A 26,682-nucleotide genomic window follows, 5' to 3' on the forward strand; every position below is an offset into this window, starting at 1 on the left:
GCCTGGGAATTGACTCCTTGACTTCCTCCGACTCGGCCCACCAAGAGCCTAACGACGTAATTGAAGATGCCTCCGGAGCGATGACTCCGGTGAGAAATCGCATCGCCTTTTTTGCGCTTTTAGGCGTGATCCTCGCGGTCTCCACGCTAGTTGGCCTTTACGTCTCTCCGACCTGGGTGGTTAAGAAGTACACGATCGACTCCCAAACGGTGAAGGATCCTTCTCAAGTAGTTTTTGAGAAGGATTCAGGGCTTACGCCCGCTGACTTCGAGAAACATCGCCAAGAGGGAACGGCGCCAGAGGTGAAGGAGCTAGTCGTACGCGAAGTGGAACCCAACGGGGAATCGATCTACTCGCAGTTGACCGCTAATGCACACTATGGAATCTGGTCACTACTGCCAGCAGTCGTCGCGATTACCTCGTGCTGGATTTTCCGAGAACCACTAACATCGCTCCTATTGGGGACGGTAAGCGGTGCGTTAATTCTGCAGAAATATGACTATACGCAAGAGGTACTGCTGCCTTCGCTGGCCTCGGTGAAAGCCGCGACCATTCTCATTCTTTACCTGTGGCTGCTGGGCGGCTTGCTCGGTATATGGGCTCGCACAGGGACCGCGCAAGCCTTCGCGGAATGGACCACAAAGCACTTTGTTCGCGGCCCACGTTCGGCGAAACTGGTGGCCTGGTTTCTGGGTGTGTTGTTCTTTCAGGGAGGAACGATCAGCACCGTGCTAGTCGGGACAGCCGTTCGTCCGATCTCCGACCAGCAGCGCGTGAGCCACGAAGAGCTCTCCTATATCGTCGACTCGACCGCGTCGCCCATCGCAGTACTAATTGCCTTTAATGCGTGGCCGACTTACATTCAAAGTTTGATCTACGTGCCAGGGATTGCGTATTTGGCTAGTGAGTCCGATCGCGTCAAGTTCTTCTTCTCTTCGCTTCCGTTTAGCTTCTACGCGATTTTCGCAGTCTTGGGTACGTTTCTGTTGTCACTCGATTTGGCACCCTACTTAGGGAAGCGGTTCCGACAGGCGATCCATCGCGCGCGGACAACCGGACAACTCGATCGACCTGGCAGTGAACCACTCGCATTCGTCGAGCCCGCTTCGCAGAAGGTCGCCCCGCACTACCAGCCACATGCGTTCGACTTTGTCTTACCACTGGTCCTGCTTACAGGCATTGCGGTCGGAAGTTACCTTCTATTGGAAGATACGCCTCCTCAAGTCCTGCTAGGATTCACCGTGGCGTTAATCGTCGCAGGTGGGATCGCGCTGATCCGCGGAATGTCGCTTCATGATTTGATGGCTGGCGTCAGCACAGGACTGCAAAGCGTCGTCTTTGCTTCCGTCATCTTAATGCTGGCGTTAACCCTGGGGAACATCACCCAGGCGATTGGTGGTGGCATGTACCTGGTGGAACAATTAGGTAGTTCGTTGCCTTATTGGTCTTTACCAATGATCTTGTTTGTACTGGCCGTGGCGATCTCATTCTCGACGGGAACGAGCTTCGGAACGTTTGCCGTCGCGTTTCCTTTGGCGATGCCGCTTGCTGCGTCGCTCGCTCAATCGCAGGACCTTGCGAATGAGTCGCTTTACCTCTCGATTTGCTTTGCCTGTGTGCTCAATGGTAGCGTATTTGGTGATCAGTGCTCTCCCATCTCCGACACCACGGTCCTGAGTGCGATGACGTCAGGGGCCGACTTAATGGATCATGTGCTAACGCAAATTGTGCCAGCAACGGCGGCCGCGGTGCTCGCAGTGGTCTGCTGGACAACAGTCACGCTACTATTCTGTTGAAACCGTTTTTAGCTTTCCTTGGAAGTGAAGAATATTCGTATGTCGAATTACTACGAGACCCTTTACGCTCGTCCGCTTGGCCGAGTTGCCATTCTGTTTTCATTGGTTTGTCTCACCCTGCTCGTCAAACCGCGTGGTTTAAGCGCTCAGGAGGTCAACCCGCGACCACCGCGCGAACCGGTCAAGGTTGCCGAGGGGAAGCAAGGGATTGTCGTTACTGACACGAAGTTTGCCTCCGAGGTCGGCAAAGGCATTTTGGCCAAAGGCGGGAACGCGGTTGATGCGGCTGTCGCCGTCTCGTTTGCTTTGCAAGTGAGTTGGCCAGAGGCAGGTAACATCGGAGGTGGTGGCTTCATGATGATCGCCCAGCCCGAGCAAGACGTCGTGTGCGTCAGCTACCGCGAGAAAGCCCCGGCAGCGGTCAACGAATATAGCTTCGACAAATGGAAAGAACATCACCATGTTTACATGGCTGGCGTCCCCGGTACGGTTCGTGGTCTAGCTCTTGCCCACGAGAAGTATGGCAAACTTCCCTGGAAGGATCTGCTGGAACCATCGATCGTGGCATCACGTGATGGTTTAGAGGTCGATGCTTACCTGGCTTACTCGCTCAACTCGGTGTTGCTGCTTGGTTACATTCAGAATGGCGAACGCTTTGCGGAACTTCGCCACGTGTATGGCAATCCGGAAGGTCGACCGTGGCGAGCTGGGGATCGGCTGGTCCAGTCCGACCTGGCAGTTTCGTTGACCCTGATTGCGGACGAAGGACCGAAAGCGTTTTACGAGGGACCGATCGCCGACAAGATTGTCGACGAAATGGAACGTGGCGGCGGCTTGATGACCAAGCAAGATCTCAAGGATTACACGGCAAAGGTTCAACATGCCATCCAAGGCGAGTATGGTCCCTACACGATCTGCGGTGCCTCACCTCCTTCTTCCGGCGGAACGACTGTACTGATTCAAATGCAAATCATCGAGGCACTCGATTTTCCGATCGATCAAAAAGATTACTGGACCGCTCAGCAAGTTCATCTACTAACCGAAGCAATGCGACGCGGATTTCGCGAGCGAGCTGCTTGGCTGGGAGATCCTGACTATGTTTCGATTCCCGAGCACCTCATCACCAAAAAGCATGCCGAAGAGTTGGCTAAGACAATCGATCCTTACAAGGCATCGACCAGCCTCGAAATCGCAGGCGACATTCCGATCTCCGAAGGTCCCTACGAAAGCCCGCAAACGACCCATTTTTCGATTGTCGATAAGGATGGCGTCGCGGTCAGCAGCACTTACACCCTGGAAGGGACGTTCGGTTGCCGAATTGTGGTTAAGGGGACTGGATTCCTGCTGAACAATGAAATGGGTGACTTCAACTGGTATCCCGACTACACCAATCCCGAAGGCAAGATTGGGACGAAAGCAAATCGATTGGCACCTGGTAAGCGAATGCTGAGCTCGATGTCGCCGACCATCGTTCTGAAGGATGGGAAACCATACCTGCTGATCGGCAGCCCAGGGGGACGCACGATCATCAACACGGTGACCGAAATCCTGGTTCAGACGCTCATTCTGAATCGTACCTTGGAAGAAGCTATCGATGGTCCGCGCTTCCACCACCAGTGGTACCCGGACGAAATTCGCTTCGAGAAACTGGACGATGGCGTCTTCACCAAGATGGAAGCTGATCTGAAGGCCCGCGGCTACACCATCGATCCAGGACGTGGCCGCCAGGGATGCGCCCAAGGGATCATCATCGATACCGAAACCGGGACCGCCAAAGGCGTTGGTGATTGGCGTCGTGGTAGCTCGGCTCTGGCCGTAGAGTAATAACGCCATATACAAAAAAGTGGCCGATGGCCCCCCAATGGCGAAGAAACGATCGCCCGTCGGGTGTAAACTAAAGCCATCGACCCTGACTCGAGAGGGCATCTTCCCTACGTGGTGATGCTCTTTTGACTCACTTGTTGGTCTCTCGCCCTAAATTGTCGTTGTTTTGCGAGTACGGAGAGGATGTTGAACTATCGTCGCAACTTAGTCACGCTCGGCATAACGGCGGTCGTGACTTGCAACTTGCTTATCGCATCGCTTCGTGCTCAGGGGCCGTCGGTTTACCATTATCCACCCTCCCAGTCTTCGCATACCTGGAGAGGCAAAGGGGGTAGTTTGGTGTTTTCGGGCCGTGCCTTGCATCGTGCTGGCGACTACGTGCTCTTCAAGACAACCAAGGGATTCGAGATCACGCTTCCGGTGAAATACCTAGGACAGCAAGATCAGCAGTATCTTAGTTATCTGGCAGGTGAAGGTCCTGCACCAAGTGCCGCATCAACCGATCCGCGGCCAGCCCCCGCTGGGATGACTCCGGTTGATGAACCTGACGATCGCGTTCCTCCCGATGATTTCTTCGGACCGTCCAACGAGCCTGAGATGGCTAGCGACGACGAGGACACGTCGGCAAACATTCCAGACCCAACCTTGGCAGAACAGACTTTTAAGCAAGGTCAGTCGGTAGAAGTCAGGCAGGACGATTCCTGGCACCAAGGCAACATCGCGGCGGTTCGCCCCTCAAACAACACCTATTTCGTCCAGTACAAGGTGGCTGGAATCCCCAAGTCGCGTTGGGTTCCGGCGACGGACTTGCGACCAGTCGGCGGAACGGGTCCCGATCCAGTTGATCCTTTCAATCTCCCTTCGACGACGGGCGGTTCGACGTCTGCGGAAACCAAGGAAGTGACCATCAAATCGCAATCACCGGTTGGGTATATGGTGGGTCCACTGAAGCAAGGCGACAAGCTAAAGCTGAGCTATATCAGCGGCAAGTGGAAGGCCTGGGGACGACTGGCGACCGAATCGCCTGATGCCGTGAATATCGGTGGTGGTGATAAATGCCGTTTGGCCATCTGCGAGTTTCGCAACGAAACGGAAGTCGTAACTTTGACACTCGTTCCCGCCGAGACCAGCACGCGTCCGTTCACTTGGACGGCAAAGCAGGATTACGATCATATCTTGCTGCAAATCAACGATAACGACAACGACTTCGCCAGTAACCCGGCCAGCGACGTGAAGTATTCGCTAACCATCGAAAAGGCAGATTAGCCGAACGCAGGGTCGATCTCAAACAAGAAACCGGCGCTGCCCAGTTCAGCGGCCGGTTTTTTCGTTTGATTGCGAGTCGTTCGGATTAGTGACCGTGGTCATGTTCATGATCATGGTCATGCGCAACTTCACCGCGGAATTGTTTTCCGTCGATGGTCACTACTAGCTGGGTTTCGGTGCCTTCTTCGTCCAAGGCTTCTGCCAAGGCAGTTTCGTTAGAAGTGAACTTCGAGGCTTTTCCTTCCGCGGCTTCTGCAGCGGCGAGCTTAAACTGAGCTCCTTCGCCGTCATGCGTGACGTTCAACGTCATTTCTGTTGCGTCGATCGCAACAGGCTCTTTGGCCGCCGCGTCTAGCAAGTAGATCGTAACGGTGCCTGCTTCATCGTCATGAACCAGTTCGGCATGATATTCCTCGTTGCCTAACTCGATAAGCGAACCGTGGTGAGGTCCTTCCGATGGATGACCATGCTCATCGTGGTCGTGTCCCTGTTCACTGACATCATGATCGTCGGTCTTAGGGGTTCCACCGTCGCATCCGGTCAGACCGATCGTGACGACGCCAGCCAATAACAGGTGGGAAAGTAATGTAATCTGTCGCATGATTGTGAACTCCTTTGCGCTGAGTATCGATTGGGTGAGTCATTTTTTATCGGAGCGAGATCGGCGACTCTGGTCGATCTCGTCGCACGATTCATTACCGTTAGGTTGCTGATGAAGCCAGCGACGATTCCGCATGTGCTTCCGCTTCTTCGACCAACTCGATATGGCTGTCTTGGGTTTCAACCACCCGCCTTGCAGCGCCGGTTCCCATTGTCCAAAACAGTGCTGGCCGAACAAGGAATTCAAGCAGCGTGCTGGTGATCAGCCCACCAATAATGACGGTCGCCACCGGGTAAAGGATTTCTTTTCCTGGTTCCCCAGCCGCCATCGCCAGTGGAACCAGGCCGATTCCTGAGGTGAGGGCCGTCATCAACACGGGAGCCAGGCGGTCCTTACCAGCTCGGATGATCATCTCTTTCGACCACGTTTCACCCTCGTATTTGACCAGGTGCAGGTAGTGGTTGATCAACAGAATCCCGTTTCGAGAGGCGATACCGCACAGCGATATGAATCCAACCATGCTGGCCACAGTCAGCGTCTGTTGCGTAAAATACAACGCGGCAACTGAACCGATAAAGGCCATTGGTAATGCGATCATGACTTGCAATGACAAGTTGACCGAGCCGAACATCTTGTAAAGGACCAGGAACATCCCGGCCATTGAGATCGCAAACAGGATAATGATCATGCGCGACGCAGACTGTTGGCTCTCAAACTGACCGCTGTACTCGGTGAAGTAACCGGTTGGCAGGCTGGCTTCGATCGGTTTAAGCCGCTCCCGGATATCATTGACTACGTCAACTAAACCGCGGTCGCTCACGTTGCACTGCACGATAATTCGGCGGCGAACCTGTTCGCGATTAATCGTATTGGGGCCACTGGCGGCGTAAACGCGGGCTACGTCCTCTAACTTCGCGGTACCACCCTCCGGTAGTTCAATCACGAGACGCTTTACCGAGTCGAGATCTTCGCGGAAGTCCTCGTCTAGTCGGACCAGTAGGTCGAATGTTCGCTGACCGTCGAGTACTTGAGAGACAACTTCCCCCTGCATGGCCGTTTCCACGAACTCGTTGATGTCTTGTCGCCGCAAACCGTACCTTTGGAGGCTGTAGCCGTCGGCTTCAATTCGTAGCTGAGGGATATTGACCTGTTGCTCAACTTGCAGATCACGAACTCCAGCAATGCCCGAGATCGCGGATTCCATCTTCTTGGCTTCTCGCCGCAATACGTCCAGGTCGTCGCCGTAAAGCTTGATCGCAACTTGCGCCTTCACGCCAGAGAGCATGTGCGAAATCAAGTGAGCCAGCGGCTGTTCGACGGCGGTGACGATGCCAGGAATATCGGCGAGAGCTTCGCTGATCTCCTCGATGACTTCTTCGCGAGAACGTTCCGTATGTGGATTGATCGTGGCAATGAACTCGCTCACGTTTACACCCTCGGCATGTTCATCGAGCTCGGCGCGCCCCGTTTTACGGACGAACGCGTCGATGTCGTCGATCTCGGTCAAGCGACGCTCGACCCGCGCGGCCACTTCGTTCGACTTGGCCAATGACGTGCCAGGTGGAAGGACGACATTGACTTGGACGGCACCCTCATTGAAGGGAGGTAGAAAGTCGCTTTCCAGACGCCACATTCCCCAACCCGCAATCAACACACCCACGCCAGCGAGGGCCAGGATTGGGTAGGCCATTTTCAAGCTCAATCCCATTACCTTGTCGGCGATTCCCTTGAGCACTCGCAAGATGAGGCCATCCTTTTCCTCGCTGCTCAACTTGGCGTTACCCAGCAGCCAATAGCTGAGTACCGGTGTTACTGTCAGCGAGACCGCAAGCGAAGAGACCAACGACACGATGTACGCGATACCCAGCGGTGCGAACAAACGTCCTTCCATGCCGGAAAGAGCGAACAACGGCACGAACACGATTACCACGATCGCAGTACCGTAAACAATCGAGTTTCGCACCTCGCAGCTTGCCTGAAACACGACCAGCAGCGGATTCTTCGGATTAGCAGCGTGCCGATTCTCTCGCAGGCGACGGAAGATGTTCTCGACATCGACAATTGCGTCGTCCACGAGTTCACCGATCGCGACCGCCAAACCACCTAGGGTCATCGTATTGATCGAAAGTCCGAACATTGCGAAGACGAGCGCGGTCATGACGATGGAAAGTGGGATAGCCGTGAGTGTGATGAACGTTGTGCGGAGATTCATCAAAAATAGAAACAAAATCACGACCACGAGGATACCGCCATCGCGGAGCGCTTCGATCACATTCTCGATCGCGAGATCGATGAACGATTTCTGCTGATAAAGCTCCGGCAGCATCTTCACATCGGCAGGCAAAGACGGCTGCATTTCTTCTAGAGCAGCCATCACCTTTTCGGTTACCAGACGTGTGTCGGCGTTAGGTTGCTTCAAAATCGTCAGCACTACCGACGGACCGCCAAAGAACTTTCCCTCTTCATCTCGCGCGTAAGCCGAACTGTCACCACGCTTGACCTGGGGACCTTCTAAGATCTTGGCCACCTGAGAAAGGAGAATGGATCTCCCATCGCGATGGGCAACTACGATACCTTGCAATTCTTCAACACTCGTCACACGGCCGAGGGAACGCACGAGCAACTCTTCCGGTCCCTGTTCATCCAAATAGCCACCGGCCGTGTTCTGATTGCTTTCGCTGAGGGCTCGTTTCACTTCGTCGAGAGTTACTCCGTAACGAAGCAAGTTGTTGGGATCTACCAGAACTTGGAACTGTTTACGTTGGCCCCCCATCACAATGACTTGCGAGACGCCGGGAATAGTCAGCAAACGTTGCCGCACAACCCAGTCGGCCATCGTGCGGAGTTCCATCGGTGGCGTTTTGCCATCTTCGCTGACCATACCCATGACCATGATTTGACCCATGATCGACGAGATGGGCATCAGCTGCGGACTTGCTCCGGGCGGAAGCCGATCCGTGGCTAACGCCAAACGTTCGGCGACCACCTGGCGGTCGTTGTAGATATCAGTGCCCCAATCGAACTCGACGTAAATCACCGAGAGGCCAACACCAGATTGCGTTCGTACGTCGACCACTCCGGTCGCACCGTTAAGAACCGTTTCCAGCGGGAAGGTGATCAGCGTCTCGACTTCCTCAGGGGCCATTCCAGGGGCCTCGGTCATGATCACGACGCGAGGCCGATTGAGGTTGGGAAACACGTCGATCGGCAATTGGTAGGTTTGCCAGCCGCCGTAGAGCAGCAGGAACACCGCCATCGCGATCACGAGCATGCGGTTCTGAAGCGAGAATCGAATAATCGCGTTGAGCATTGTTAAAAACTCCGAAGTAACAGTATGTGAGCGGAATTCCGAGCGCATTCAAAGCACTCGGACCGGGGAACGAGAACCTAGTGGTTATGTCCCGCGTGCGGGTCAACTCCGCCTCCCGATTTGTTCTTCAAAGTCAAATGCATCTCGTAAGCTCCACGTGCTGCCACGACATCTCCCGGAAACAGTGTTCCGTTATTGGCGATGACGACATTCGATTGATCGCGAAACTTCACATGGACAGGTACCTGGTCAAAGTGATCACCATTCTGTTGATAGACGTACTTTTCGGCCCCTTCATCGACCACCGCCTCGACCGGCAGGACGATTTCGTTCTCCCATTTCTCGACGGGGACGTGCAATTCCATTCGTTGGCCTGGCTTGTACTTCCACTCCACGAATCGTTGTCCGTCACGTGTGGTACGCTGGGCGGCGACGTCATTTGGCAAGGCGACAAAGAAGCGGAACGCCCGTGTCTGAGGATCAACGTGATCGGCCAAATAGAGCAAATGAAGCCCGGTAATCTCGTCGGTCAACTTTCCACTGGTCAATAGCGACGCAGAAATTGGCCACTGATTTTCGGCTGCTTTACGTAATCGAGCCGCATCGTCTTCGAAAGCGCGGCCTTCGATGTACAGCTCACAATGATCCGCAATCACGCCCAACAGTTCGCCTGCTTGGACTTGCTGGCCAACCCGAGCCGCCATCTTCTGTACATGAAAGCTGTGAGCTTCCGAGCAAGTTTCGCTGTCTTGAAGATGGTCGGGGGCACGTACGGTAAGCGTGTCGAGCAACTGTTTGTTTTCAAGAATTTGAGAGACTTGCTGCTCATTCAAACCATGCAGCAGTAGTGATTGCCGTTCGGCTCGTAGCGATGCATCGAGACGCTGCTTTTCGTACTGCTGCTCCAGGATTCGATTACCTGCCACAACGCCTTCGGGCAGTCCGGTCAAACGAGCGAGTTCGCGGTTGATCACGTCCAGGTTCTCAGCTGTACGGATCAAATCACTTTGAGCCGTGACTAATTCTTCGTGCGTAAGGCGAATCTCGAACATCGGACTACCCGATTCGACCGAGGCGCCTTCAACCGGATAAATCTTCGTAATCACACCGGTAAGTGGCGCCGAGATGTTCATCTGCGTTCGCCCAGGACGTTCGACTACCATGGCGGGCACGGTAATCTGCCGCGTGTACTCGCTGAGTTCGATGGTGAGCGGCTGGTAGTCGATGTTTTTTAACCCATTCGCACTTAGTTCGACCGAAGCTGTTTCGGAATGTCCGGCATGATCATGCCCGGCGTGCGGATCTTCTGCCGCTCCTTCTTCGTGTTCGGATACGGATTCGGCGACTAATTGACGAACGGTTGGGAGCCACAATGACGAAGTCACGAGCGCGACAACGCTGAGTGCAACAACCGTCGCAACGCTCCAAGCCCATGATGGTATGTTCTGCGTGTTCATGATATTCTCGGCCTCCTTTTGCGATGAAAGGGGCAAACTTTAAGCGTAATTGGATTGAATTAACGGCGATTTCCGATCCATGGAGAAATGCTCCCTACAGGAAATCACTCGTTGAAAATGGTCAGAATGACCAATCGTGAGAAACCGACGCTTAAATCAAAAGAACCTGAATTTGCAGGTGAAGGCGCATACTGCCAAGCAGTAAGCGATCGGGGTAGAGAGGATCGGTGTAGGCGAGCCATTCAGGAGCGACATTGTGCGAAATCAGGCAAGCCGTATCGAAATATGGCTCGCAGCCAATTGCTTTAGTCAGGCCCAATAATTCGCCACCAATGTCTGGAAGCGAGAAAACACAATCGGTCGTATTGCAGGCGCCATGATGGTCGTGCTGATCGTGTGATGTGTCTTCGTGCTGGCAGTGGTCTTGCTCAGAATGCTTCGCGACGGGATGACCGTGATCATGCTGGCAAGCTGCAACGTTTTCGTGTTGATGAGGTGTTTCTTCATGCACGTGGTGAGCGCAACAACCGGCCATGGCGTGCCAGAGCATCGCGAGCATGGTCAGAATGGTTGTGGCGGAAGTCACGTTGAAGATCCTCGCTTAACGAAATAGTGTCCGGTTATTATTCCCAGCGAGAGCCAGAAGGAAAACCGGACACTCATTTTCAAGATACAAGCTAAAGTGGTCGCCGTGATACGCGAATTTAGGCAAAATAGTCAACGCCAGTCTTACCCACTAAACGCTTAGTTCACGTCTAGAATTTGCATATCCCCTGTGATAGCAACTACTTTCAGCTGACACTAGCTTTATCGGACAACTTGGTCCAAGTCGTATAATCTGGTTAGAGAAAAAATCCTGAAAACCGACTTCTGACCGAGTCACCCAGCTTCGCTATTCTTTCGCAGCGGCCTTGTTCGCAGGTTTTTTCTCTGCGGTTTGTTCTGCCAAATCCATGATTTGCTTCATCTGGCGGCCCCACGTCAGCTTCATTTCGATTAACTTCTCAGGATTCACCTTGGCCAGATCATGCGCTTCCGCGCGGTCGGTCGAAAGATCGTAGAGTGCCCATTGATCCCCCTTGGCTTTGACCAGCTTCCAGTCTCCGATCCGCACCGCTTGATTGCCTTCGTGCAGCCACCACAGCATCTCGCGATCAATCGTTTTATCTTCCGCGAACGCAGGTAGAAGGCTTTTTCCTGGAGCTGGCGGAATGGGTTGCCCGTTCCACACGGTAGGCTTCTCGATATCGAGCACATCCATGATGGTTGGCACAATGTCGATCATGTGAGAGGGAGTATGGCGCATCTCGCCTTTTGCTTGAATCCCTGCAGGCCAGTGGACGATCAGCGGCGTGCTGATGCCGCCTTCGTGCACCCACGTTTTGTGGCGACGAAACGGCGTGTTACAGGCACTCGAGAAACCAGGGCCTAAACAAAGATAAGTCGCTGCACTGCCTGGCTCGGCACTTGGATCGTGTCCACCGTGACGAACCATGATCTCGGCACTTGCTCCGTTATCGGAGGCGAAGAAGATAATCGTGTTGTCGAGTTCGTCCATCGCTTTTAGTTGATCGAGCAGACGACCAATCTCTTGATCCATCCGGTCGACCATGGCCGCATGAATGGCCATCTTGGTCGCCTGGAAGCGTTGTTGCTCGGCGGTAAGGTCCGACCAAGGAATCGGGCGATTAACCTCACCAGATCCCAGCTTCTTCAGTGCTTCCGGGAAATGGTAAGGAGGTCCGACCTCTGGTTCGAGCGCCGATAGCTCCGTTTCCAACAGGCCAAGTTCCTGTTGGCGAGCAAATCGTGTTTCTCGCATCTTATCCCAACCGTCGACGTACTTGTCATGATACTTGGCGATATCTTCTGGCTTAGCATGGAGCGGAAAATGAGGACAAATAAACGCGACGTAATGAAAGAACGGTTGGTCTGAATACTTCTCGTCATGTTCTTTCAGGCAGTCAATTGCGTGATCGACGACTGCGGTTGTAGCGTAATAGTCCGACTCGTCTTCGGCTGGTTGAACCGGTTCGTCGTCCTCTGCGTTTCCTTTGGCCGAAAAGAAGTTGCCTTGGTTCCGCATATCAAGTGAGCGATCGAAACCGGCCGGCAAGACTTTACCGTCGATGTGCCACTTGCCACTGTGATAATTACGGTAGCCGTGCGGTGCCAGGAAGTCAGGCAGCAAGCGTGCCCACTCTTGCCGCTTACCGCGACCCCCGCCACCTAAATTCGGCAGGGCATCACGATGGACTTGTTGGGCATAGTAACCCGTCATCAATGCGGCGCGGGTCGGCCAGCAACGGGCCGTATTGTAGAACTGCGTGAACTTCAGTCCATTCGCAGCCAACTGATCGAGATTGGGTGTCGCGATATCACCACCATAACAACCCAGGTCAGAATAACCCATGTCATCGGCGAGAATGAAAACAATGTTTGGCTTGTCGGCGGCTTGGGCGATTTGAGGAGCAGTTAAACCGACAAAGAGGAGGAGGCAAGCAAGTCGTTGCATGGTTGGTTCCTTGAGGGGAAGGTGTCGCTCCTATTCTAGCCAAAGCTAACCGTAAGTGCCAAACCGAGATTTTTTTAGGAAAAGTCGCTGTCGATCACTTCTTCGATCCGGGACAGAAGCTCGTGCGCTGCGGCGTGACCCTCCCGGTTACCGATAAAGCCGTCGCGGCCCCGGACCAACGTTTGTAAGAATTCCGAAGACGATTGGGGGCACATGGGATATCGTGCGGCTTCTAGAAACGAGCGATCGTAGACAATGTCATCGCCCGCTGCGATATCGATGGTATCAACCCCAAGCCGCGAAAGGCCGCCATGTTTGCACAGCGTTTGCGGGTAAAGAAACGTCTTATGTCGCTCTTGGTGGACTTGCCACCGGTCCTCTAGCTTCCACTCACGTAACAAAACTTGCATGTGCGTTTGCGGATCCTCGATGTGGGATGGTGCCAGGGAACAGATCATCCGTTCGTAGTTAGGGACATGCTCCCAATCGATGAGATGTTTTCGTAAGCGTATTGCAAGCTGCTCGCGGTCATGATGCTGGATGAACGGGTCTGCCAGACGACGTCGCCATACGAGCCCACATTCCAACACGAAACCGCCGAAAGCGACTTCCGGCAAAGCGCGGCACAGGCCTGAAACACTTGCTCCGTTGCGCGCGGTGGCAATGATCAAATTCGCCCTATGCCCGATACGTTTCAGTCGGTCGCCTGTTTCCGCGGAGATAAAAGTTGGGCGGCTGCGTCCAGGGATGGCGATCTCCGCTTCATCGGGAAAGACGATTGTCCCGTCAAGATCGAGCACAATCGTTAACATGACAACCTCAGCGTGCAGGCGACTTGTGCATTCAGTTCGTCAAGTTCCGAAACGTTGAACCGCTGCGGCACCTTCTGAGCTTCGGCCAAAGCGAGCAAGAATTCATACTTCGCACGGACGATCGAATCGCTCTCCGCAAACAACAGCGTCTCCGGGTTCGAATTGATCAATGCTCGGCAGACTTCGTTACTGTGCAGACGAAGTGGACTTTCATGTTTTATCCGGAACTCCGATTTATCTTGCAGGGTGTCTTCCCGAGTTTCCGGACAGGAAGCGAGCCATGATTCAACGAAACTGGCTTGGAGCAATTCATCTGGAAAGCGATAGGCGGCAAATGGTTTGTTATCGTCACTATGAAACGTGCGTGAGAAGCCGAGGGTGGTTGGTCCTGTGAAGCAAGCCGACGGCGAGAAGATGTCGTCCCGCGTTCCACGAAACTCTGCTTGTCCCCAAGGATCACTTAACACGGCGAGTGGCCCCGCTTCGAGACGACGCAGCTCGTTGGCGACACCCCCCTTGCCTGTCCAGCCATCGACGAAAACGATCTTGCGATCGGGATAGTCTGCCCGAATCGCTGCTAATGCAGTCTGATCGATTCCTAAGCCAACAAACAGTGAAGTCGCGACAGCCTCAGCCCCGGGCAGCATCTTCCGTAGCCAAGCCGCGAGCGGCACGCCAGCGCGAAGGATCGCCACAAAAAGTGTCTGTTGAGGATCGAAGTATGACTTAATTCTTGCAGCGAGCGTGGAAGCGGCCAAACATATCGAATCGTCGGGAGCGAGCGGCATCGACAGTCGTTCGATTAAGAGCGGCGCAAGTTCTGGCTCGGGTGATGGTGTTTTCCAAAAGCTGAGATCGCCCGTGTAACCCACCGACCGCTGGCGAAAGTAGTGTCGATCCGTGCTTGGATCCACCTCTTCTCTAAGGCTCGCGTAGATCCGCATCTTCCATAAGGGGGCTTCAAACCAAGATGCCACGTTAATCGGCCTTCGTGTTGTAGAGATAGTAACCTGGCATGTATTCAAGCCGCGAGAGAATTGCCTTTTGGTCGATTGTCCATGGACTGAGAGTGACGTGTTGTAGTTGAGGTAGCTCGCCTGTTAACAACGCAGGCAAATCAGAGGCGATCAATTCTCCAACCGAAAGATGGGGTACCCCATCGAAGCGAGACTGTAATGAGGAGGGATTCATTTGTTGGAGCCAGTCAGAAAGATCTCCTTGAAGAATGCTCCGCACTTCGAGCTGGTGGGGAACTTGGTTGTTCTCAGAGTGATCCGGCGAGCGAGCATCCAAAACGGAAAAACAGCGGACGCGTTCGTACTCTGTTGTACGGCGAACAACTTCGAGTAAGTTCAGAAGAGTCTGACCCGTGGTCACCTCGTCCTCGACAATCCATAGCTCCTCGCCGAAATCAACGAGAATCTCAGGAGGCAAGAAGTGTTCCGGAGCGTGCGAATGGGCTTCTACGAAGCTAGGACCTCTCTGATCGGTACGGCTAGAGAAACACCAATTCGCGTCAAATCCGTGTGAGTTTGCCGCTTCATGCATCGCGAATGCCGGGACAATTCCCGACTCGGCAAGTCCCAGCACGGTGATTCGCCGAGCGCTGCTCGGCGTTGGCAAGAGTTCCGCGAAGCAAGCGATCAGATCTTCAAGATGTCGCGAGGAGATTGGATTCAACTTGCCCAAATGTTCAAACGTGATCCCGTGCCGGCGATGCGGGTTTGCGTCTCGCTCTACAATCTTGACGCCACGCGTAATACGTATAACTGCCTCCGGAATCTTCGGTTGATTCAGCGCAGCATCTAGGGAGTCGCTCTCTGGAGCCTTTCGCAGCATCGTTGGTCGCACCGCTTTGGGGGTTTATGAAACGGACGATGTTTGCGACCAAATTAGCAGAATGGCACGCTGCCTGGGACTAGGTTTCGCCAAGTTCGGTGAAAAACGAACGATCGATGCGGAAAACATAGTTGCTGTCAGGCGGGTATTTGACCAGGATGCCTGCCTGTGAAAGCTCGCCCAGCAAGCGATAGATGAATGGTCGGGGTATTCTTGACTCATGCAAATTCGCTTGGGTGCGATCAAAGTCAATGATCGATTCTGGGCCGGCCCCGGCCAGTGAGTTGACAATCGCCTCATGTTGGGGGCGAAACTTAAATTTAGGTTTGTTTACGGCGAGCCACGTTTGATAGCGCTCTCTAATTCGCACGAGATCAACGGAAGCAATAGGCATTAATCAGCTTCTTGAGTTTAAGCGAATTCGTCTTGCCTAGTTTCGAGAAACCTCTTTCTCGACTCGCAAAGCCGACGATACGTTCATCGCCAGTTTCCGCAGCGCGGCGACTCGATCGGCTTCTTTGTTTTTAAGCGAGGTCAATTCCGCGGCCCAGGCCTGCACGTCCGTGCTCGTTATTCGACTGTGGTTGGCATCCTTCGCCCATTCGGCGGCAATGACTCGGCCCAACACATTCAGATAATAGACAACTTCTTTTCGCTCCTCGTGATCTTTCACGTTTTGGCAAAATTTCTCCGCGGCCGATTTCCACCCAGCCACCAAGAGATTGCCGGAATAGAATGTCTTGATCCAACCCTCATACTGCGTCCAGGTTTGTTTCTTTTGATTTGCCGAATCCGCTTGATAGAAGCGTTTGAAGTGATCTTGACCCGGCTCGCCGTATAAGTCCTTGGCTTGATTGTTCTCTTCAATCTTGATCGACCAGGCAAACTCCTGGTGTTCTTCTGCAAACTTTTCGAGCGACTTCAATTCGGCAGCATTCGCGGACGACGCCACAAAGAGGAAGCCAAGGATCAGAATTGAACGGAACATTTAAGGAGCCTGAACAGCGACATAATTGGGCGAATGAGATCGAATTTCACCAAAAGGTGATTTGACTATTTCAATGGTAGATTGGTATTTCCTCGATTACCAAGACCATTTTCGGAGAATATGAGGCCTCAATTAACTTCAGACGTCTCCTCGACCGGTTGTTTCTTGTTTTCTTGCCAGAATGTGACGAATTGCCGATGATCCTTCTGGAACGTTGGACTGAACACCGCTCGGATCAATTCCTCTTTTTGTTCGACGAAACGGCTCAAATCCTTCGGCTCGTCCGGCTTGAATACGGGAGCCGGGCGGTCGTAGACGATTGTAGCGCCGTTTTCACCATCGTTATGATATTGCGATAAGCCTACTACGCGGTCACTCACGAAAAGGGCTTCGTTCAGTTCGTGTGTCACGATAATGACGGTATAGGGCGGCGTCCGATTCTCGGACCGAGCCCGGACGTTTTCTTCATATAAACGTAACAACATTAACTGCAGTTCTTCTCGCGTTGCCTCGTCCAAGGCGCCAAACGGCTCGTCGAGCAGTAAGATCTTGGGCTCCATGATCAACGCCTGAGCGATCGCGACACGCTGTCGCATCCCGCCTGACATCTGGCTGGGGTACTGATCGCGGGCCGCATACAAGCCGACCTTCTTTAGGAATTCGTCCGCCTGTTCCAGGTGTTGCTTGCGAAGCTTGCGCCACCCAAAATACATGAACCAACGATACGGGGTACTGGTTTGATCCAGCATTAGCCCAAATGCTACGTTTTCGCGCGCGGTGAGAAACTCATACAAGCTGTAGTGTTGGTAGACGATGCCGACATCGCGATTTGGCCGAATGACTTCCTGGCCGCCGACCATCACGGTACCCTCGGTCGACGGATGTGTCCCTAGGATGGCTCGTAATAGAGTTGATTTTCCACAGCCGCTGGGCCCAACCAAAGCGACGACTTGCCCAGCACCCACACGCAGATTGACGTGATTTAAGACTTTTTTCGGTCCATACGCGTGCGAAACGTCGACGATTTCCAAGTTTGACATAGAGCGAACGAACAACCTTTAGCACATTAACAAACAAACGGCGCGTAACTACTCAGCGCATCCTTGAACGAGAGGCCGGGCACCTATTATCGCTGGCCTCAACGGCAGGAACTAGTAGGCGGAAGATTGGCAATCGACATGGACTATACCTTTGATCCTACCATCCCGATCGAATCGGCCCCAACACCACCTTCTTCGTGGTATACCGATCCAGGCGTATTCGCGGCCGAGAAACGGCAAGTCTTCGAAAAAGCCTGGATCGCTGTTGGTCGGAGTGATCAGCTGAGTACACCAGGAAGTTACTTCACGGGCAATCTTGTCGGCAATCCTTATCTCGTTCTTCGTGATGAAGCGGGCGATCTGAGGGCAATGCACAATGTTTGTCGTCATCATGCGGCCGTCGTCGCGCAGGAATCAGGCCGGGCATGCGAGCTGGTCTGTCCTTACCACGGATGGACCTACCATCTCAATGGTCGCCTCAAGCGGGCACCACGTATGGGCAAAATGTCTGATTTCAACGTTCAATAGTTCTCGCTGCCGCCAATCAGCGTCGATCAGTGGGGACCGTTCGTTTTGATCGATCTCGATGGCCCGCTGGGGGGCGAGAACAATCCGCGCGACCTTGCTGCCGATGTCTCCTCGCTGGTCGGCCCGCTTCGTCAGCTGGGGCTCGACAACATGAAATGGATCGAGCGTCGGAGTTACACCATTCATTGCAACTGGAAGGTTTTCGTCGACAATTCGCTGGATGGGGGCTACCACGTCGCGTACGCCCATGAAAAACTGGCGGAAGGATTAGAGTTCGGAGGTTACGAGACGCAGATATTCGATCGTAGCTCGATCCAGATCTGCGATTCGAGCGGAAAGGACAACCGACTAGGCGAAAAGGTGATGTATGCCTGGCTCTATCCCAACTTCTTCATCAATCGCTACGGCAAGATGATGGATACCAACTTGGTGCTTCCCAGGACAGTTGATACATGCGAAGTTATCTTCGATTTCTACGTCGATTACGAAGATGTCGAAGAGTGGAATGCCAAGAAGACGATCCGCAATTCGATTCAACAAAGTCACCTCATCCAACAGGAAGACGTTGAAATCTGCGAATCAACCCAGTTGGGACTCCAATCGATGTCGTTTCAGCGGGGGCGTTATTCGTCGAAATTGGAACGTTCAGTCCATGCGTTTCATTCGATGCTGTGGGACGAGATCAAGGAAGACTTAACCTCATGAGCGGCAACTATTCATTTTTCACGCAATTGGCTCGCCTGTTGAACTCAGGCCAGGCTCGTAGCGTGATTTTGTGCGGCAACATCTACGACTTACTGTGGGATGGTGCCAGCTACGTCCCCTTGAATTCCTTCCTTTTAGAGAAGACACGTACCGGTGGACTGATTCAACTGGTGTACGAACTGAACGGGCCAATCCGCATAGACGATGCCGCGATTGGAAAGCTGCGAGGGGCCTGGGTTGAATGGAAGACTGGAGTTGATGCCAATACGCTTGCTCTTCGTGAACTCAACCAAAAAGGATCGAAGCTTGAGTTTTACCAAGACGAATTCGATCGTCACCTCCGCGATGCGACGGGTAACCCAACCTTGGCCTTGGAATTGCTGCGTCAACTGACAATCTGCTCGCGTGCCGCGCTTAGGGAAGACCTGCTGATCATCGTCGAAGCGGCTGATATGCTTCTTCCGGAAGCAGGCAGCTTGGCTTCCTTGAACGATCGTCAGCTGCACCGCATCAGCATCATCCACGATTGGTTCAGTGACCCTGAGTTCACCGAAGGATCCGATTCGGTGATCCTACTCGGTGAATCGCGTTCCTTGATTCACAGCCGAGTGGCTCGCATGCCGCAGGTACTCAGCGTTGACGTGCCCGCCCCTTCCCTGGAACACCGCGCGGCTTACATCAGCCATTACATCGAAAAGAAGACTCCTCAGCCAAAGCTTTGGGCAACGCCAGAGGTGCTCGCTGAATGCACAGCTGGCCTCTCAATTCAAGCCCTGCGGCAACTCTTAGCGGGCGCAGCATACACCGGCGACCAGCTAACCGCCGATAGTGTCTTTGAGAAGGTCGAAGAATTCATTCGCACCCAGCTCGGCGACGATGTCGTCGACTTCAAGAAGCCTGGCCACACGCTGGACGATGTAGTTGGGTTTACTTCGCTGAAGGAATTTCTCCGTCGCGAATTGATGCCGCGCTTCAAAGCGAAAGGAAAGAAAGCCTTGCCCGGTGCCGCTGTGGCTGGAGCGATTGGTAGCGGCAAGACATTTATTTTCGAAGCGGTTGCGGCCGAATTAGATTTACCCGTCTTGGTGTTGAAAAACATCCGCAGCCAATGGTTTGGCCAGACTGATGTCATCTTCGAACGGCTCAAACGCGTACTCGATGCGCTTGATAAAGTAGTGATCTTCGTTGATGAAGCCGACACGCAGTTCGGCCGTGTTGATGGTAACGCGCACGAGACCGAGCGCCGTTTGACTGGCAAGATTCAAGCGATGATGAGTGATCCGCTCCTGCGTGGTCGCGTTTTGTGGTTATTGATGACCGCCCGAATTCATTTATTATCGCCAGACATTCGGCGCCCTGGCCGAGTGGGTGACTTGATCATCCCAGTGCTCGACCCGACTGATGAAGACCGCTTGGCGTTCATTGAGTGGGTGCTTAGCGCGACGAAGCTTGAAGAAAGCGACGAGGAAAAGAAGTCGCACGTTAAGGACCTCGACGAATTAATTCTACCGCCAGAGTACTCGGCCGCCGCGTTTGCTTCGCTTCGCTCGTTGTTGTTGGCGATCGAGCCAAAAACATGGGAAGATGTCAGGGCAGCTATTCACGATCAGATTCCGCCTGCGATCGGGGCGACGCGAGAATATCAAATGCTGCAAGCATTAATCAATTGCACGCGCCGCTCGTTGCTACCCGATCCGGAAGTCACCGATGAAGACCGACTCGGCTGGGAACGACGAATTCGAGAATTAGAACTAGAGGGCATTCGCTAACCTGCTGTCCACCTTACGGGGGAGAATCAGCCCACACAGTGAGTTCCAAGAGGATTCTGGGCAAGAATCCTCGAGAAACCGCGAATACCCTTTCAAATCAATTAAGGGAGGCTTTGATGAAACGTTTAACCTTACTCGTCGTTGCCATGGCTGGCTTGTTCATGGCCTCGCAGGCGTCGGCACAGCAACTTTTCTCCGGAATCACCGGACCGCTCCAGGTTCAACCGGTTCAGAAAAGTAATACCGTTCAGGTACCGTTTATTACGTGGGGTGGCGACGCAGCTACCTTCTACGCCAACGGTGGACTCGATACCAAGCCAGATTCGATCTATGGCAAGATGGGCCTCAAGTTCAAGCTGACTCCTGGAGACGACTTCGTCCAACAGGTGAAGGACTACATGAACGGCAAGTCGCCGTATCTGCGCGGTACCTTCCGCATGTTAGGTCAAGCCAGCGAAGTCATTGGAACCGACCCTCGCACCAAACCGGTTGTTGTTCTGCAACTGTCCTGGAGTGCTGGTGACCACATCGTGGCCCGTCCTGGTTTCAAGACCCTGAACGACCTGAAGGGTAAGGACAAGAAGATCAAGATCGCTTGTCAGCAAGGTGGTCCGCACGTGGGCTTATTGTTTGACGCCCTGGCTGCCGCCCAGTTGACCAACAAAGATGTCGAAGTGGTATTCGTGGATGACCTCACGGGTCCTAATGGTGCGGCGGAAAAGTTCCGAACCGACGAGTCGATCGATGCGTGCTGCGTCATCACGCCAGACATGATCGGTCTGACCGGTGGAATCGACACGGAAGGAACGGGCGCCGAAGGAACCGTTAAGGGCGCCCATGTGCTTGTTTCGACGCAGAACATGTCACGCTCGATCGCTGACGTCTACGCGGTTCGAAAAGACTGGTATGACGCTCATAAGGAAGAAGTCGAGAAGTTCGTTGCCGGTTATCTCAAGGCCAGCGCGGAAGTTCGCAAGATGCGTGACGACTTCGAGAAGACACAGCGAATGTCGCCCCAGTACAAGCAACTACTGACGATGTGCCAGCAGATCTTTGGTGAGGAAGTTATTCCGACCTTGGAAGTTGACGCACACGGATTGCTGCTGGACTGTGGGTTCGTCAACTTGCCAGGCCAAATCGCGTTCTTCCAACAATCAGGTAATTTGAGCGGTTTCGATGCAAAGCTGACCGCGGCGCTTGATCTGGCAACTAACTGGGGTTACGCCAAGACTCGCAAGGGATTTGATCCGCCAAACTTCAGTTATCGTGACATCGCCAAACTTTCTGAGTTGGAATATGTTGAACCACAGAAGATCGTCAAAGGCGAAGGGATCACACAGTTCCCAGGTGACGACCTTGATTCCGACACGATCGTCAGCTTCACGATTTCTTTTGAGCCCAATCAAACCGATTTTTCGGTCGATCGATACGGCGCCGAGTTTGATCGAGCTTTGCAATCGGCCAGTACTTTTGGTGGTGCTGCGGTCGTGATTCGTGGCCACTCTGATCCAACCAAAACGTTGGTTCAACTGATCAAAGCGGGGCTAGAAAAAGGAATCATTCGGCGCACCGGACAGCAAGGCAATTATCGCTACTTCATCAACACCCAAGGGGGAACCAAGGAAATGGATCTCAGCCAGACCAAAGATATGGTCCAGCTAATCCAGTCCGGCGCCTTCGAGGGAAAAGCGGATAGCCCTTTGCAAACGATGCAGGCCGCTCTAAACCTTTCACAGGCTCGGGCCGAGCAGGTTAAAGATGCGATTATCAAGTACGCCGAACAGAAAGGCGTAAATGTGAATCTGTCGCAACTACAACCGTTAGGCGCTGGGATCTCCGATCCGGTGATTTCGAAGCCGACCAACATGGCGGAAGCAAAGCAGAACATGCGAGTGGAATTCCGAATCGTGAAGGTGAATCCTGAAGAACTCTCCGATTCTGACTTCAACTTCTAGTTCGGTTCTGGAACGGGAAAGCGTCTCACCATTGGTGAGACGTACATTAAAGGGGGAAAGCGACCATGAATCGATTCGGCATCCTGACATGCCTGACGTTCCTTGTCTTGTCGCACTATTCATCGGCAAATGCGGCAGACGATCTCAAGATTGTGGTGATCTTGGACAACTCCGGCTCGATGAACGAGTACATGCCCGGCGGGCAGACAAAAATAGTCGCTGCCAAGCAGGCGTTGCTTACGGTACTCGATCAAGTGCCCGCTGGTTCGGAAGTTGGTGTTCTCCTGTTAAACGATGGCCCCAAAGGTCCCTGGTTGATTCCGCTAGGGCCCATCGATCGAGATTCGGTAGGTCCGGCAGTGAACTCGCTCTCCGCAAACGGAGGCACGCCTCTCGGAGCCACCATGAAAAAGGCAGCCGACGAACTGCTGAAGCTGCGGGAAAGGCAACGCTACGGCACATACAAGTTACTGATTGTTTCTGACGGTGAAGCAGGTGATAGCTACCTGGTTGATCAATACCTCCCTGAGATTCAAGCTCGTGGTCTTTTGATCGATGTGATTGGCGTGGCAATGAACAAGCAACATAGCCTGGCGACTCGAACGAGTACGTATCGCACGGCCGATGACCCCGCTTCGCTGGAGAAAGCTATTTCGGCCGTTGTCTTAGGTGAAAGTAGCACAGACAGCTCGGATAATACCGGCCAGAGCGACTTCGAACTGCTTGAGCCGTTTCCTGCGGAACTAGCCGCAGCATCGCTCACAGCTCTGACCTCACCGGCAAATAAGCCGATTGAGACAGGTTCGATGCCAGCTAACGAGGACACCGCTCATAATTATCCATCGCACTCCGGGAGGCAGTCTAATCAGCCCCCAGCCAATCAGGATAACGGTGGTGGAGGTGGCTGGTCGAAGATGCCAATTCTGCTCTTGGCGTTCGTATTCATCGTGATTCGTGTTTTAGTAGGAATTGCCAAGCGTAAATGAGCACGACACAATAGGCGGTTGTTGAAACAACGCTTTGTCACGGCTCGTTAAGTATTTAGTCAACCGTAACCACGCCAGGAGCGATTGAGTGTCGAAAGGCAAGTTGCTTGCAGTCAGTATCGTGTGGCTGCTCATTCTCGCCGTGGGTGTGATCACTTGGAAGACTGTCTTTGCACCCGTCGTTGAGCAATCGCAAGCCGAGCTCGAACGTCAAGAAGCCGAGCGACAGCGTAAAGAACGCGAAGCGGCGCTGCGTAAAGGCGGTTCTGACAGCCATTATCGCTCCCAGGTGAATATCGCTATCGATGGTTTTAGTGGCTACGCCGTGCTTCGCAGTCCGGAGTTCGAAGAAGGGCTACGTAAGCAAGGGATTAAGCTTAATCTATCCGACGATGGAGCGGATTATTCGGCACGCCTCGAATCGCTCAAAAAGGGGACGACCGACATGGCCGTCTTCACGATCGATGCCTTGGTGAAGACGAGCGCTCAAATGGGAGACCTTCCGGCAACCATTGTCGCTGTGATCGACGAAACCGTAGGAGCAGATGCGATTGTCGCTTACAAGCAGGCCTATCCCAATGTTGATGCCCTGAACGATGCGGAAACGAAGTTTGTGCTGACGCCTGACTCGCCTAGCGAGACGTTGGCCCGCGTGGTCATTTCCCGATTTCAGCTCGACAAGTTAGGTGCCAATCCTTTTGTCGAAGTCCGCGACGCAGCCGCTGTGATGGCTCGTTATAAGCAGGCGAAACCCTCTGACAAATTAGCCTACGTCCTGTGGGAGCCATACGTTTCGCAGATGCTCAAGAACGAGCGAATGCACGTTGTGGTCGATAGCTCGCGATTTCCGTCGGCAATTGTTGACGTTTTGGTGGTTAGTGACGATTTTATCGCTAAAAATCGGGAAGTAGTCCGCCAAGTCATCGAGGCATATCTGGCCGCAAACTATGCTTACCGGGACGATTCTCGCCGGGTGCAGTTGGTGATCAGCGATGCCGAAGCGGGGGGATCGCCCTTGAGCCAAGAAGAAGCCGCACGCCTGGTCGACGGCGTTTGGTGGAAGAACACGCAAGAGAATCTGGCCCACTTCGGAGCTCGATCGGGTGACAAGCTCCCGCATATTGAAGACATGATTGCCGGTGTCACTGCCGTGCTACGTGAGTCTCGTTCGATCGATAAAGACCCCACAGATGGGAATCCCAATTATTTATACAACGATTCAATCCTGCGTGATTTAAGCGACTTTCAACCAGGCGTCGAAAGCGAAACGATCCGTGGAACGGCCATGCCGAGACTGACCGATGAGCAGTGGAGCTCGCTGGTTCAAGTTGGCAAGGCCCGAGCGCCGACGTTGGTCTTCGCACGTGGTCGAGCGACGTTGACCGAAAGAAGCCGTTCGCTACTAGACGAGTTGGCGGGCACCTTGCAATCGACACGCTATTACGTGATCGTGCGGGGAAATGCCTCGCTGCAAGGCGACTTAGAGGCCAACAAGCTTCTCGCAGAACAACGGGCCAAAGAGGTCGAGCGTTACCTGATCGCCCAGGGTGTCGATCGAGATCGTGTGCGAGCCATCGGCGTCGAGCCAAGCGGCAGCACTTCGGTGTCGTTCGTATTGGGCGAAGTTGCCTACTAACCACGGCCTGGAAGCCGCGGAATTGATAAGCTATGGCCAATGGACGACGTCAAAAAAAAGGTCTTACTCGATCTGTTCGTTTCGCCGTGGGTGATCGTGCCCATGGTCGGTGGTCTAAGCGCATGGATGCTGTCGTGGGGTATGGACGGAAGCACGACCCTCAACATGATTGGTTTGGCCGGAGTACTAGCCGGAATGGGAATTCAAGCCTCGCGATTGATCTTCGGGATCGAAGATTTGACCAAGAAGGCACACACTTACGTCACCGAACAAGAAAAGCTGGAACAAGAGCAGAAGTTGGATCAATTGATGGTCCGGCTCAAGAAAGACGAAGATCCGCGGAGCGAAGAATGTTTGAAGCGTCTACGGACGCTGCATGCTTCGCTCGCCCTTGAACCACCGCAAGGCCATACGGCAACCATGTTTCGGGAAAAGGTCGACAAGTTGTTCCTAGCGGCAGTTCGTCAGCTGGAACGTTCCCTCGAACTTTGGGAGAAGTCGCGTCGATTGCCCGGCAACACAAGCCGCCTTCTTCTCACTGAGCGGAAGAAGGCAGTCGACGAGGTGGTGCTAACGGTAAACCACTTATCGCGCACCGTCGAGCAGTATCATGCCTTTCAGCTGAAAGACAGTGACGACGAATTGGCCAAGTTACGCGAAGAATTAGACCGAACGATTGAAGTTGCCCGGCGAACCGAGGAAGTCATCGACGCCCTCGACTCGCCCAGACAATATGACGACGCCGAGTACGAGCGATAGTTCCCCGACCACCAACTGAAGATTGACCGCCTAATCAGGAAGCGAGAGTTCCTATGTTCAAAGCAGTCGGCAAATACATGCGTGCCGTATGGTACTTGATGACGTTTCGCATTGACAAAGCCAGCGAGTCGCTGCGAATGAACCCGGGCGTGGTCTCGGCCAACTACGACCGAATCATCGAAGAGAAACGAAGCCGCATCAATCAGTACAAAGATGCCATCGCCTCGATGATTGCTCAGGAAGAAAACAAGAAGCAAAAGCTAAAAGCGATCACCGAAGAGATCGAGAAGCTGGAAAAACTAAAAGCAGGCGCCGCGGCGAAAGCACGCCAAGTCGCCGCCAAATACAGCGGCAACCCGGAAGCGACCCGTAACGATCCAGAATATCAAAAGTGCCAAACGGCCTTCACCGATTTCAGCAGCACTTTGGCGGAGAAACAGGCTCGTGCTACGGAGCTGGAAGGTGATATTGAAGGCCTGGTCGAAAACATCAATCGCCACAAGCTACAGATTCAGACGCAAATGCGAGAACTGGAGAAGCTTGGCGAAGAAAAGCACGATGCCGTCGCAGATATTCTCTCCGCAAACGAAGAGAAACAAATCGCCGACATGATGACCGGCCTGTCGCAGGATCAAACCAGCGAAGAGCTCCGCGAACTGCGCGAACTGCGACAGAAAGCTTCGGCTAATGCCCGTGTCAGCCGCGAATTGGCAGGACTCGATACCAAACAGGCCGAAGCTGAATTCATGGAATTCGCCACTAACAGCCAAGCCAACGACGAGTTCGATGCCTTGATTGGTTTGACCAATCAAACGCCCGAACCCGAAAAGGATGGTCCGGAATCGACAAGAATTCCCGAGAGTTAACGAACAACCATCAGACGAAGACGTACACCT

At 53.5% G+C, this 26,682-nt stretch carries 22 protein-coding genes; 11 read left to right on the forward strand and 11 right to left on the reverse strand.

Going from position 1 to position 26,682, the window contains the following annotated elements; all coding sequences use genetic code 11:
- The first annotated feature begins 17 nt into the window (after nt 1-17).
- From C5Y83_RS00235 to C5Y83_RS00245, 3 genes are all read left to right on the forward strand, one after another.
- Nucleotides 18-1,796, forward strand: coding sequence for a Na+/H+ antiporter NhaC family protein (locus C5Y83_RS00235; RefSeq protein ID WP_199194944.1), 1,779 nt, complete (start codon nt 18-20; stop codon nt 1,794-1,796).
- A 39-nt stretch (nt 1,797-1,835) separates the two neighbouring features.
- Nucleotides 1,836-3,620, forward strand: a complete 1,785-nt coding sequence (gene ggt, locus C5Y83_RS00240; protein WP_105327640.1) for a gamma-glutamyltransferase — start codon at nt 1,836-1,838, stop codon at nt 3,618-3,620.
- A gap of 183 nt (nt 3,621-3,803) precedes the next feature.
- Nucleotides 3,804-4,886: a hypothetical protein gene (locus tag C5Y83_RS00245; protein WP_105327641.1), complete on the forward strand. Its 1,083-nt coding sequence runs from the start codon at nt 3,804-3,806 to the stop codon at nt 4,884-4,886.
- Nucleotides 4,887-4,971: 85 nt separating this feature from the next.
- On the opposite strand, the gene C5Y83_RS00250 is transcribed toward C5Y83_RS00245, so the two are convergent.
- The 11 genes from C5Y83_RS00250 to C5Y83_RS00300 all read right to left on the reverse strand — a co-directional run bounded on the left by C5Y83_RS00250 (nt 4,972) and on the right by C5Y83_RS00300 (nt 17,448).
- A complete protein-coding gene (locus C5Y83_RS00250) occupies nt 4,972-5,487 on the reverse strand; it encodes a hypothetical protein (protein ID WP_105327642.1) in 516 nt (171 codons plus the stop codon).
- Between the two features lie 100 nt (nt 5,488-5,587).
- Nucleotides 5,588-8,797: an efflux RND transporter permease subunit gene (locus C5Y83_RS00255; protein ID WP_105327643.1), complete on the reverse strand. Its 3,210-nt coding sequence runs from the start codon at nt 8,795-8,797 to the stop codon at nt 5,588-5,590.
- 77 nt (nt 8,798-8,874) lie between these two features.
- Nucleotides 8,875-10,254 carry an efflux RND transporter periplasmic adaptor subunit gene (locus tag C5Y83_RS00260; RefSeq protein ID WP_105327644.1) on the reverse strand — a complete coding sequence of 460 codons (1,380 nt, stop codon included), beginning with the start codon at nt 10,252-10,254 and terminating at the stop codon, nt 8,875-8,877.
- Nucleotides 10,255-10,405: 151 nt separating this feature from the next.
- Nucleotides 10,406-10,840: a hypothetical protein gene (locus C5Y83_RS00265; RefSeq protein ID WP_105327645.1), complete on the reverse strand. Its 435-nt coding sequence runs from the start codon at nt 10,838-10,840 to the stop codon at nt 10,406-10,408.
- A 306-nt stretch (nt 10,841-11,146) separates the two neighbouring features.
- Entirely contained in the window at nt 11,147-12,769 is a 1,623-nt protein-coding gene (locus C5Y83_RS00270; RefSeq protein WP_105327646.1) for an arylsulfatase, read from the reverse strand.
- A gap of 74 nt (nt 12,770-12,843) precedes the next feature.
- On the reverse strand, nt 12,844-13,581 hold the full coding sequence (locus C5Y83_RS00275) for a hypothetical protein (RefSeq protein ID WP_105327647.1): 738 nt from the start codon (nt 13,579-13,581) through the stop codon (nt 12,844-12,846).
- Entirely contained in the window at nt 13,575-14,558 is a 984-nt protein-coding gene (locus C5Y83_RS00280) for a cysteine protease StiP domain-containing protein (RefSeq protein WP_105327648.1), read from the reverse strand. The genes C5Y83_RS00275 and C5Y83_RS00280 overlap by 7 nt, the downstream gene beginning before the upstream one ends.
- Before the next feature lies 1 nt (nt 14,559).
- Nucleotides 14,560-15,420 (reverse strand): phosphoribosyltransferase domain-containing protein, encoded by an 861-nt coding sequence (locus C5Y83_RS00285; RefSeq protein ID WP_105327649.1) that lies wholly within the window; start codon nt 15,418-15,420, stop codon nt 14,560-14,562.
- Between the two features lie 79 nt (nt 15,421-15,499).
- The gene (locus tag C5Y83_RS00290; RefSeq protein ID WP_105327650.1) at nt 15,500-15,814 is read right to left on the reverse strand and encodes a hypothetical protein; all 315 of its coding nucleotides are present in this window, start codon (nt 15,812-15,814) and stop codon (nt 15,500-15,502) included.
- 36 nt (nt 15,815-15,850) lie between these two features.
- Nucleotides 15,851-16,408 carry a hypothetical protein gene (locus C5Y83_RS00295; RefSeq protein ID WP_105327651.1) on the reverse strand — a complete coding sequence of 186 codons (558 nt, stop codon included), beginning with the start codon at nt 16,406-16,408 and terminating at the stop codon, nt 15,851-15,853.
- A 128-nt stretch (nt 16,409-16,536) separates the two neighbouring features.
- Complete coding sequence (locus C5Y83_RS00300) at nt 16,537-17,448, reverse strand: ABC transporter ATP-binding protein (protein ID WP_105327652.1); 912 nt, start codon at nt 17,446-17,448, stop codon at nt 16,537-16,539.
- A 138-nt stretch (nt 17,449-17,586) separates the two neighbouring features.
- Here C5Y83_RS00300 and C5Y83_RS00305 point away from each other — a divergent pair, with 138 nt between their 5' ends.
- The 8 genes from C5Y83_RS00305 (at nt 17,587) to C5Y83_RS00340 (ending at nt 26,652) form a co-directional block, all read left to right on the forward strand.
- Nucleotides 17,587-17,976, forward strand: a complete 390-nt coding sequence (locus C5Y83_RS00305) for an aromatic ring-hydroxylating oxygenase subunit alpha (RefSeq protein WP_105327653.1) — start codon at nt 17,587-17,589, stop codon at nt 17,974-17,976.
- Nucleotides 17,977-18,021: 45 nt separating this feature from the next.
- Nucleotides 18,022-18,681, forward strand: coding sequence for an SRPBCC family protein (locus C5Y83_RS00310; RefSeq protein WP_105327654.1), 660 nt, complete (start codon nt 18,022-18,024; stop codon nt 18,679-18,681).
- Nucleotides 18,678-20,450, forward strand: coding sequence for an AAA family ATPase (locus tag C5Y83_RS00315; RefSeq protein WP_105327655.1), 1,773 nt, complete (start codon nt 18,678-18,680; stop codon nt 20,448-20,450). The genes C5Y83_RS00310 and C5Y83_RS00315 overlap by 4 nt, the downstream gene beginning before the upstream one ends.
- Before the next feature lie 116 nt (nt 20,451-20,566).
- Nucleotides 20,567-22,405, forward strand: coding sequence for an ABC transporter substrate-binding protein (locus tag C5Y83_RS00320; protein WP_105327656.1), 1,839 nt, complete (start codon nt 20,567-20,569; stop codon nt 22,403-22,405).
- 65 nt (nt 22,406-22,470) lie between these two features.
- Nucleotides 22,471-23,391, forward strand: coding sequence for a vWA domain-containing protein (locus tag C5Y83_RS00325; protein WP_105327657.1), 921 nt, complete (start codon nt 22,471-22,473; stop codon nt 23,389-23,391).
- A gap of 88 nt (nt 23,392-23,479) precedes the next feature.
- Entirely contained in the window at nt 23,480-25,027 is a 1,548-nt protein-coding gene (locus C5Y83_RS00330; protein WP_105327658.1) for a phosphate ABC transporter substrate-binding/OmpA family protein, read from the forward strand.
- A gap of 39 nt (nt 25,028-25,066) precedes the next feature.
- A complete protein-coding gene (locus tag C5Y83_RS00335; protein WP_105327659.1) occupies nt 25,067-25,786 on the forward strand; it encodes a hypothetical protein in 720 nt (239 codons plus the stop codon).
- Nucleotides 25,787-25,839: 53 nt separating this feature from the next.
- Nucleotides 25,840-26,652 (forward strand): PspA/IM30 family protein, encoded by an 813-nt coding sequence (locus tag C5Y83_RS00340; protein ID WP_105327660.1) that lies wholly within the window; start codon nt 25,840-25,842, stop codon nt 26,650-26,652.
- Nucleotides 26,653-26,682: the final 30 nt, after the last annotated feature.

The sequence above is a fragment of the Blastopirellula marina genome (assembly GCF_002967765.1).
In the GTDB taxonomy this organism is placed as follows: domain Bacteria; phylum Planctomycetota; class Planctomycetia; order Pirellulales; family Pirellulaceae; genus Bremerella; species Bremerella marina_A.

Coding starts and splice junctions, on each gene's coding strand:
- ggt (WP_105327640.1), top strand. CDS start 1,836: ATGTCGAATTACTACGAGACCCTTTACGCTCGTCCGCTTGGCCGAGTT.
- C5Y83_RS00245 (WP_105327641.1), top strand. CDS start 3,804: ATGTTGAACTATCGTCGCAACTTAGTCACGCTCGGCATAACGGCGGTC.
- C5Y83_RS00250 (WP_105327642.1), bottom strand. CDS start 5,487: ATGCGACAGATTACATTACTTTCCCACCTGTTATTGGCTGGCGTCGTC.
- C5Y83_RS00255 (WP_105327643.1), bottom strand. CDS start 8,797: ATGCTCAACGCGATTATTCGATTCTCGCTTCAGAACCGCATGCTCGTG.
- C5Y83_RS00260 (WP_105327644.1), bottom strand. CDS start 10,254: ATGAACACGCAGAACATACCATCATGGGCTTGGAGCGTTGCGACGGTT.
- C5Y83_RS00270 (WP_105327646.1), bottom strand. CDS start 12,769: ATGCAACGACTTGCTTGCCTCCTCCTCTTTGTCGGTTTAACTGCTCCT.
- C5Y83_RS00275 (WP_105327647.1), bottom strand. CDS start 13,581: ATGTTAACGATTGTGCTCGATCTTGACGGGACAATCGTCTTTCCCGAT.
- C5Y83_RS00285 (WP_105327649.1), bottom strand. CDS start 15,420: ATGCTGCGAAAGGCTCCAGAGAGCGACTCCCTAGATGCTGCGCTGAAT.
- C5Y83_RS00290 (WP_105327650.1), bottom strand. CDS start 15,814: ATGCCTATTGCTTCCGTTGATCTCGTGCGAATTAGAGAGCGCTATCAA.
- C5Y83_RS00295 (WP_105327651.1), bottom strand. CDS start 16,408: ATGTTCCGTTCAATTCTGATCCTTGGCTTCCTCTTTGTGGCGTCGTCC.
- C5Y83_RS00300 (WP_105327652.1), bottom strand. CDS start 17,448: ATGTCAAACTTGGAAATCGTCGACGTTTCGCACGCGTATGGACCGAAA.
- C5Y83_RS00305 (WP_105327653.1), top strand. CDS start 17,587: ATGGACTATACCTTTGATCCTACCATCCCGATCGAATCGGCCCCAACA.
- C5Y83_RS00315 (WP_105327655.1), top strand. CDS start 18,678: ATGAGCGGCAACTATTCATTTTTCACGCAATTGGCTCGCCTGTTGAAC.
- C5Y83_RS00320 (WP_105327656.1), top strand. CDS start 20,567: ATGAAACGTTTAACCTTACTCGTCGTTGCCATGGCTGGCTTGTTCATG.
- C5Y83_RS00325 (WP_105327657.1), top strand. CDS start 22,471: ATGAATCGATTCGGCATCCTGACATGCCTGACGTTCCTTGTCTTGTCG.
- C5Y83_RS00335 (WP_105327659.1), top strand. CDS start 25,067: ATGGACGACGTCAAAAAAAAGGTCTTACTCGATCTGTTCGTTTCGCCG.
- C5Y83_RS00340 (WP_105327660.1), top strand. CDS start 25,840: ATGTTCAAAGCAGTCGGCAAATACATGCGTGCCGTATGGTACTTGATG.